Below are 8,625 nucleotides of genomic sequence, written 5' to 3'. Positions count from 1 at the left end.
TCCTGCAACATCTTTTCCACCCAGGATCACGCCGCCGCCGCCATCGCCGCCAGCGGCACCCCAGTGTTCGCCTGGAAGGACGAAAGCGAGGAAGAGTACGACTGGTGCCTGGAGCAGCAGATTCTCAAGGACGGCCAGCCCTGGGAAGCCAACATGGTGCTGGACGACGGCGGCGACCTGACCGCCAAACTGCACGACAAGTATCCCGAGGTACTGACGCGGGTCCACGGCGTCACCGAGGAGACCACCACCGGCGTGCACCGCCTCTACGAAATGCTGAAGAAGGGCGAACTGAAAGTGCCCGCCATCAACGTCAACGACTCGGTCACCAAGTCGAAAAATGACAACAAATACGGCTGCCGCCACAGCCTCAACGATGCCATCAAGCGCGCCACCGACCACCTGCTGTCCGGCAAGAAAGCACTGGTGATCGGCTACGGCGACGTGGGCAAGGGCTCTGCCCAGTCCCTGCGCCAGGAAGGTATGATCGTCAAGGTCACCGAGATCGATCCGATCTGCGCCATGCAGGCCTGCATGGATGGCTATGAAGTGGTTTCTCCCTATGTTGATGGCGACCCGGAAAATCCGGTGGATGCGGCACTGCTGGCCAACACCGACTTGCTGGTCACCTGCACCGGCAACTACAACGTCTGCGATTCCGCCATCCTGGCCGCCCTCAAATCCGGCTGCGTGGTCTGCAACATCGGCCACTTCGACAACGAGATCGACACCGCCTACATGCGCAAGACCTGGCTGTGGGAAGAGGTGAAGCCCCAGGTGCACAAGGTCTACCGCAACCGTGATGCCAACGACCACCTGCTGCTGCTCTCCGAGGGCCGCCTGGTCAACCTCGGCAACGCCACCGGCCACCCCAGCCGCATCATGGACGGCTCCTTTGCCAACCAGGTGCTGGCGCAGATTCACCTGTACCAGCAGAAGTTCGCCGATTGCGACGCCGACCACCAAGCCCGGCTGTTGCGGGTGGAAGTGCTGCCGAAGAAACTCGACGAGGAAGTGGCGGCTCATATGGTGGCGGGCTTCGGCGGCGTGGTGACACGCCTGAAACCGGAACAGGCCAACTATATCAATGTCCCTGCGGAAGGTCCCTTCAAGGACGACAGCTATCGCTACTGATAGCTGTCCCCGCAGCCAATAATGACCGGAACAGCGAATTGCCATGACTGATCGACATTTGAGTTTTGAATTCTTCCCGCCGAAGACGCCGGAGGGGCGCGACAAGCTGCGCGCCACCCAGCGACAGCTGGCGCGCTTCCAGCCGGAGTTTTTCTCCGTCACCTACGGCGCGGGCGGCTCCACCCGCGAGCACACCAGGGACATCGTGCTGGAGATCCAGCAGTCCGGTTCCTGCGCCACCCCGCATTTGTCCTTTGGCGGCGACAGCAAGGAGTCCGTACTGGCCTTGTTGCAAGGCTATAAGGACGAGGGTCTCAAGCGCATCGTCGCACTGCGCGGCGACCTGCCTTCGGGCATGGGCGGCATGGCCCAGCTGGTTTACGCCAATCAGCTGGTGGCCTTCATTCGCGAGCATTTTGGCGACACCTTTGAACTGCTGGTGGCCTGTTACCCGGAAATCCATCCCGAGGCCGAAAGCTACGACCGGGATATTTACTGGCTCGGCCAGAAATTCCAGGCCGGCGCCAACCGCGCCATTACCCAGTATTTCTATAATCCTGATGCCTACTTCTACTATCTGGAACAGTGCCAGAAAGCCGGCATCGACCAGCCCATCATTCCCGGCATCATGCCCATCATCAACTTCCAGAACCTGGTGCGCTTTTCCGACAATTGCGGCGCCGACATTCCCCGCTGGATTCGCCAGCGGTTGCAACAATTTGGCGATGACAGCGCCAGCGTCAAGGCCTTTGGCCTGGACGTGGTGACAGCTCTCTGCGAGACGTTACTGGCAGGCGGCGCACCTGGACTGCACTTTTACACCATGAACCAGGCCGACACCTGCGCCACCCTGTGCCGCAACCTCGGTTTCGCCGAACGCTGATGCGCGAGATCCGGGTTTACACCGACCAACCGCTGGCGACCGGCACAGAAGTCGCACTGGACGACAGCGCAGCGCGGCATCTGGGCGCGGTGTTGCGGCTGCAAGCCGGGGCCCCGGTGACCCTGTTCAATGGCCAGGGGGGCGAGTATCGCGCCACCCTGTCGGCCTGCAACGCCAAGCGCGCCAGTGCGCAGGTTGGTGAATTCGTGGCGATCGAGCGGGAATCACCACTGCACATCCATCTCGGCATTGGCCTGTCCCGCGGCGACCGCATGGATTGGGTTCTGCAGAAGGCCACCGAGGCCGGGGTCAGTGAAATCACCCCGCTCTACACAGAGCGCACCGAGGTGAAATTGAAGGGTGACCGGTCCGATAAAAAACAGCGTCACTGGCAGCAGATTTGTGCCAGTGCCTGCGAGCAGAGCCTTCGCAACCGCCTGCCGTTGCTGCACGCGCCCACTCCTTTGGAACAATGGCTGCCGCGGCTACAGGTCGACCAGCGGCTGGTTCTTCACCACCGCAGTGATCGCACACTCAGCCAGTTGCGCAGTCTCCAGGTGGATTCTGTCGCCCTGCTGATCGGCCCCGAGGGGGGGCTCAGCGATCGTGAAATCGATGCCGCTCTGCTCACTCATTTCGTGTCACTCCGGCTCGGGCCACGGGTGTTCCGCACTGAAACGGCACCGATTGTCGCCATTAGCGTCCTCCAGTCACTTTGGGGTGATTTTCTTTAAAGTCTGCCCCTAAACTGGGTTCTCTGACCCGTCAATCCGGCCAGGGTGCCGAGTCGCAGGCAGTCGATGTTCCCAGGGAAGGGCACAGCAACATTATTAACGTGGCAACGCCGCCATTTTGCGGCAAAATCCACAGGTGTTTTAAGTACACCAGTGTTCTTTCTCTGGTCTGACTTTTAAACCGTTTCCCGCTCTACCAAACGGAAAAAGCGAATACGCCATGAGAGTTAACCGGTTTGCCGTCATTCTTTTTTCCCTGCTAGCTCTCGGCCTGTTGCCCTGGCTTGCGGTCTGGTTCCACCGCCACCCGGAACTGACCAGCAGCGCGCAAGGGCAACACATCCTCTATTTTGCCCTACCCATATTTGTCTCGCTGTTGCTCTTGTCCGCGCTGGTTGTCCACCGGCTGCTGCTTCGCCCCCTGGCTCAGCTGACCAATGCGGTTGAACGGAAGGCCGAGGGTGAGGACATCGATTTCCGGCCCCTCGGCGGGGTCAGTCAAATTCGCCGCCTGCGCCACGCACTGACCAAGGTGTTCGACGAAGAGCGCCGGGCCAAGGAACAAATCCAGAACCTCGCCTACTACGATACCCTTACCGGGCTGGCCAATCGCAGGCTGTTCAAGATCTACCTGGACAACGCCATCGCCACCGCCAAGCGCGACGGGCAGAAGCTCGCATTACTGTTCATCGATCTGGACAACTTCAAAGTCATCAATGATCACTACGGCCACCAGATGGGCGACCGCGTGCTGGCGGAATTTGCCAATCGCGTGCAACGCATCACCCGCAGTTCGGATATGGTTTCAGCCATCAATCCCACTGAAAGTACCAATATCGCGCGCCTGGCCGGCGATGAGTTCGCCATCCTGCTGTCCGGTCTTGACGACACCATTGCCACGGTTGCCGTCGCCGAACGCCTGCTGGAATCCACCCACCAGCCCGTTGAAATTGATAACAAGCTGCTCTACGTTCAGGCCTCCATCGGCATTGCCACCTACCCCGACGATGCCCAGAACTCCGATCAACTGATACGCCACGCGGATGCCGCCATGTATCAGGCGAAAACCTCCGGGAAGCACACCTACCACTTTTTTTCCAAAACCCTGTCGAAGATCCTCCAGCGCCAGCGCCAGGTACAGGAAGCATTGCGCTCGGCCCTGCTGAACAATGAGTTCTATCTGGAACTGCAACCCTATGTGCATGCGAAAGACTTCACCCTGGCCGGTGTTGAACTGCTGCTGCGCTGGCAGAGTCACAGCCTTGGCAAAGTCTCTCCCGCAGAATTTGTACCCATTGCGGAATCCTGCGGCGTGATGCGGGAAATCGATGCCTGGGTGATCAGTGCGTGTTGCGAGATGCTCAGCGACTGGCGCGAACGCGGTCTATCCACTGTTCCCTGTTCAGTAAACATTTCCGCCGGTGAGTTGCGCAACCAATCCCTGCCGACGTTCATCGATGCCTGCCTGAAAAGCTACAATCTGTCACCATCCGACCTGGAAATTGAAATTACCGAGACCAAGCTCGTCGATCACGATGACCGCAGCATGGCTGTACTGGAACGGCTGAATGTGCTCGGCCTGACCATCGCCCTGGATGATTTTGGCCGCGGCTTTACCTCCCTCAATCAGTTGAAGGCCTATCCGGTGCAACGACTGAAAATCGATAAAACCTTTATTGCCGAGCTGGATGGCAAGGAATCGACATTCAAGATTGCCGACGTGATTCTCATGTTGAGCCATTCCTACGGCTTGGCCGCCACCGCGGAAGGCGTTGAAAATCTCGAGCAGGCCCGTTACTTATCCGCGTCCGGCTGCACCTTCCTGCAGGGCTTCTACTTCAGCAGACCCATCTCCCGCGCTGCATTTGAGCACGTCCTGTCCCGCGGCCGGATCACCCTGCCGCTGCCCGTGGCCCCTGTGACGCCCATAGGCTCAAACCAGACATTCCGTCCTGCCCGCTAACCTAGACCGGCGCCCTCGACACCGGCCCAACGCTGCAATCCTGTCACTGCTCGCCCCAGCATCCACCCTCCATGCAATCTATCCGCAACAGGCTTCGGCCAACTAGCGGGTTTTGCTCAGCGAGCATCTACCGGATTTTCCATACCCATAGATTCCCCCGGTTAAAGTCGGGGTTCTATGGTACTTCGACCCTCTGCGGGTTGAAGAAAATCTCAAAACTACGTAATGAGATTTGCAGATGGCATTCATCCACGGGTAAACCCGTGGTGTTCTGTCGCTACGCGACTTCGCCAAAAAAAACCACCCTCAATTCTCATTGAAGGTGGTTTGTAGCCTCGAAGCTCAGGTCGTTCTCAGCTTGCTCCCAGGGAGCAGCTCACCGCTCCTGCAATTTTTTTGCTCTCTCAGTTTTTCTTGTTCTTTTTTTCCTGATACAGCGCATCAAAGTTTACCGGCGCCAGCATCAGGGGAGGGAAACCGCCCTTGATCAGCATATGGTCAACCGTCTCGCGCAGGTACGGGAACATGATCGCCGGACAGGCAGCACCCAGCGCCTCTTCCAGTTGGTCTTTCGTGAAGCCACTGACAACAAATAGCGCAGCCTGCTCAACCACCAATTTGAACGCAACCATATTACTGGTGGTGTTGTGTGCAGTAATGGAAATCAGCAGCAGCACTTCGTAGCGGTTGTCTTCAATGGTGTTACTTTTGACATCCAGATCCAGTGTGATTTCGGGCTTCCAATCGTCCCGGAAGACCGTAGCGGCATTTGGCGCCTCGTATTCGTTTCTCTTCAGATAAATTTTCTGCATCGAGAAATGGGGTTCGTTTTTGGCAGTTCCAGCTTGTGACATGACATTCTCCTCAATATTTTCGGTGCAGTTCACCAGTAACTTAAATTTCTATTTAAGCCATGCAATCGCGGTCAAAGTGAAGTGTTTTGGCCTTATTAGGGCGCGAATTGGCCACAGATAACGACAAAGGGGGCAGTATAGTCTTCCTGAATTCTTGAGAAAAGCGTGATGACCGCCAGGAGTTTCTCAAACGCACGCAGTGCATAATTTTTATCTGCGCCGGAAATAAAAAAGGTCCCGACCCTGGGGTCGGGACCTTTAGCAACTGCCTTTAGATCTTGGCAGGAGCCGGAGTACCCATCCACTCGAAGAATGTCTTCAGGTCGGGCTGGATGTCGTGCATCACAGGGTACCAGGGAGTGGGAGCTTCCACATCGTGCTGGATACCACATGACGGACAGTAGTACTCACGGTATACCTGCCAGGAAGTGTCGGGAGCCATGATAGCAGGATAAATTTGCTCCATTTTCTCTACGCTATCACGCACGTAGATCAATGCTCCCAGTTTCCAGTTTTTGCGGTAGTCACCGAAGTCATGGCCGCAATCACACTTAACAACGATTTCATTGTCAGTAGTGCGCTCAACAACGTTCAGGTGGGGAGCCAGTGCCAGGATGACTTTATCATCATAGCTAACGTTGTCTTGCAGGACTTCCATGTACATTGCGTAACGTTCTTGATCTTTCGGCATGGAAAGCATCAGGTGAACTGTTTCCCAATCCAAATCACCTTTGACCAGGTCAGCGACCTGTTTTTTGCTGTAAGTAGACATATCTAAACTCTCTTATGTTCTGTCAATTCATCAAGTGATAGAGCGGGGGCCCGGAGGCCGAGCCCCTCTCTTCTCATAGGCAACAGATGATGCCTTATTCCTCTGTCATGATGACCGGGTGTACGTCGGGCAGATCAGCAATGTCCATGCTGAAGCGTGCACCGTACATAGGAATACCCAGCTCTTCTTCATGCAGTTCCCAAGTTTCGGGAAGATCCCAGAATTCCTTGAACTCAGCCAGGAACTTGGGTGACAGATAGAAGCTTGATGCAAACATTTGCTGTACTTGTACAGAGGCATTTTTGTCGATGATGTTCTGACGCTCGACTTTCATCCACTCGTGTACCGGTGTACCGCGAGCGATACGCTCCTTGCGGATTTCGGCTTGACGAGCTTTGGTTTTCTCAGCGTCAACAGTGAAGATACCTTCATCATCTTGGGTGAACACTGCACCGTAAACTTTCTGCGCGTACTCTTCGAGCAGGAAGTTTTCGTTCAGGTCTTCCTGGATGTCGGCGATATCGCGATCCAGCGGGTCACCGAAGCCCGGACCACCACGCAGGTAGTTCAGGTACAGGTCGCCGTTGTCGAACATGTCTTCAGTGGTAATACACTGCTTGTCACGTTTAACAGTAGCGCCCGGCTCCAGGTGTTTCTCGAACTCGCAGTTGCGAGGATCGCGGTCTTGACCCAGCGGCAGGGATTTGCCTTCGGCAATACGCTTTTTCAGACCAGTGTTGTGGGCTTCGAAACGGTAACCAGTTGCTGACGGATAACCACCCATCAGGCCCCAGTCACTGTTCATGTAGCCGTTACCCATGAAGAACATGGTCCAGTCAGCGGAGTTCCAAACCATACGCAGGGTTTCATAACCCAGGCCACCGCGGTACTTACCGTAACCGCCAGTGTTGGTTTTGATACGACGACCCATGTACAGCAGCGGCTCAGCCAGTTCCCAGATCTCGATGTCACCCATATCACCTTCAGGGTTCCAGATCGCAGCAGCGTGGTTCAGACCATCTTTAACAGCACAGGCACCAGTACCACAGGCAGCAGTTTCGAAGCTGTTTACCGCGTGAACTTCACCGTCCTGGTTTACACCACCACCTTGCAACCAGTTACAAGGGTTGGAGTTGCCGGCGTTAACTTCTTCCAGGTAACCGCGACCGAAGTAAGTACGGCTGATACCGCGCCACAAGGAGCTCCAGGAAGAGACCAGGAAGTGCCATGCGTCAGCGTGAGCTGTACGACGGTCATCCGGGTTGGTCCAGGTGCCTTTGGGCAGACGGAAAGTAGTTGCGTAGCGAGCACCGTCGTTGATGCGCTCGGTGGGCACCAGAGACTGAGTCATCATTACCCAGATACCGGAGGTGAACGCAGTGGGGTTGGCGTTATAAGTGTGCCAGCCCCAACGGCTGCAGCCTTCGAAGTCCAGACGCCAGGTGCCATCACCGTTTACAGTGATTTCACAGGGAGCGTGCATGATGGTGTCGATCTTAGCGAAAGTGGACGGTACATGTACGTCTTCGTGAGTGTAGGGAACGTCAACGAAAGCAACAGTTTTGATGGTACCGGGGATACACATAGCCTTGATACGGCTAACCAGACCACGACGACCGTCTTCGATTACTTCGTACATGAATTTCTGTACTGCTTCCGCGCCTTCTTCTTCAATCACTTCCATCAGCATGTCGCGGATCATGTGACAACCGGCGATACGGGTTTTCTCGTCGAGAATCCAGTACTTGGTAGTACGAACAGCACGCTGGCTCTCGTGCAGCCAATCACGCAGCGGGGTGTCATTGATACCAGTTTTACGACAGGTGATCTGCAGACCGTCACCGAAGCGCTGGACCTGACCGTTGGACATGGAGCCCGGGCCTACCGCACCAGTGTCGATTACGTGGGTTACACCACCTACCCAGCCAACCATGACGCCATCAAAGAAAATCGGCACGATGGTCGCGATGTCACAGGGGTGAACGTTACCGGTTTGACAGTCATTGTTGGTGAACATGTCACCGTCGTTGATGCCGGGGTTGGCTTCCCAGTTGTTCTGGATCATGTATTTGATCGCAGCACCCATGGTGCCCACGTGAATGATGATACCAGTGGAAGTTGCAACACAGTCACCCGCTACGTTGTACAGGGTGAAACACAGCTCACCTTCCTGCTCAACGATCGGAGACGCAGCAATTTTCTTGGCAACTTCACGAGAGCTCACCAGACCAGCGCGGATCTTGGAGAAGATACGCTCGAAGCCGATAGGATCGCTTTCTTTAAAT

At 56.0% G+C, this 8,625-nt stretch carries 7 protein-coding genes; 4 read left to right on the top strand and 3 right to left on the bottom strand.

Going from position 1 to position 8,625, the window contains the following annotated elements:
- The 4 genes from ABY948_RS09465 to ABY948_RS09450 form a co-directional block, all read left to right on the top strand.
- A partial coding sequence (locus ABY948_RS09465) for an adenosylhomocysteinase (protein WP_461482286.1) occupies positions 1 to 1,134 on the top strand: 1,134 nt, incomplete at its 5' end.
- A 43-nt stretch (positions 1,135 to 1,177) separates the two neighbouring features.
- Positions 1,178 to 2,017 (top strand): methylenetetrahydrofolate reductase [NAD(P)H], encoded by an 840-nt coding sequence (metF, locus tag ABY948_RS09460; RefSeq protein ID WP_461482285.1) that lies wholly within the window; start codon positions 1,178 to 1,180, stop codon positions 2,015 to 2,017.
- On the top strand, positions 2,017 to 2,751 hold the full coding sequence (locus ABY948_RS09455; protein WP_461482284.1) for a 16S rRNA (uracil(1498)-N(3))-methyltransferase: 735 nt from the start codon (positions 2,017 to 2,019) through the stop codon (positions 2,749 to 2,751). Before metF ends, ABY948_RS09455 begins: the two co-directional genes overlap by 1 nt.
- Positions 2,752 to 2,971: 220 nt before the next feature.
- Positions 2,972 to 4,714, top strand: coding sequence for a putative bifunctional diguanylate cyclase/phosphodiesterase (locus tag ABY948_RS09450; RefSeq protein ID WP_461482283.1), 1,743 nt, complete (start codon positions 2,972 to 2,974; stop codon positions 4,712 to 4,714).
- A 404-nt stretch (positions 4,715 to 5,118) separates the two neighbouring features.
- Here ABY948_RS09450 and secB read toward each other — a convergent pair whose 3' ends face one another.
- The 3 genes from secB to ABY948_RS09435 form a co-directional block, all read right to left on the bottom strand.
- A complete protein-coding gene (gene secB / locus ABY948_RS09445; RefSeq protein ID WP_461482282.1) occupies positions 5,119 to 5,568 on the bottom strand; it encodes a protein-export chaperone SecB in 450 nt (149 codons plus the stop codon).
- Between the two features lie 271 nt (positions 5,569 to 5,839).
- Positions 5,840 to 6,340 (bottom strand): acetone carboxylase subunit gamma, encoded by a 501-nt coding sequence (locus ABY948_RS09440; RefSeq protein WP_461482281.1) that lies wholly within the window; start codon positions 6,338 to 6,340, stop codon positions 5,840 to 5,842.
- Positions 6,341 to 6,434: 94 nt separating this feature from the next.
- A partial coding sequence (locus tag ABY948_RS09435) for a hydantoinase B/oxoprolinase family protein (RefSeq protein ID WP_461482280.1) occupies positions 6,435 to 8,625 on the bottom strand: 2,191 nt, incomplete at its 5' end.

Source organism: Porticoccus sp. (genome assembly GCF_041592135.1).
In the GTDB taxonomy this organism is placed as follows: Bacteria; Pseudomonadota; Gammaproteobacteria; order Pseudomonadales; family Porticoccaceae; genus Porticoccus.
This window is presented reverse-complemented; position numbering and strand designations above follow the sequence as displayed.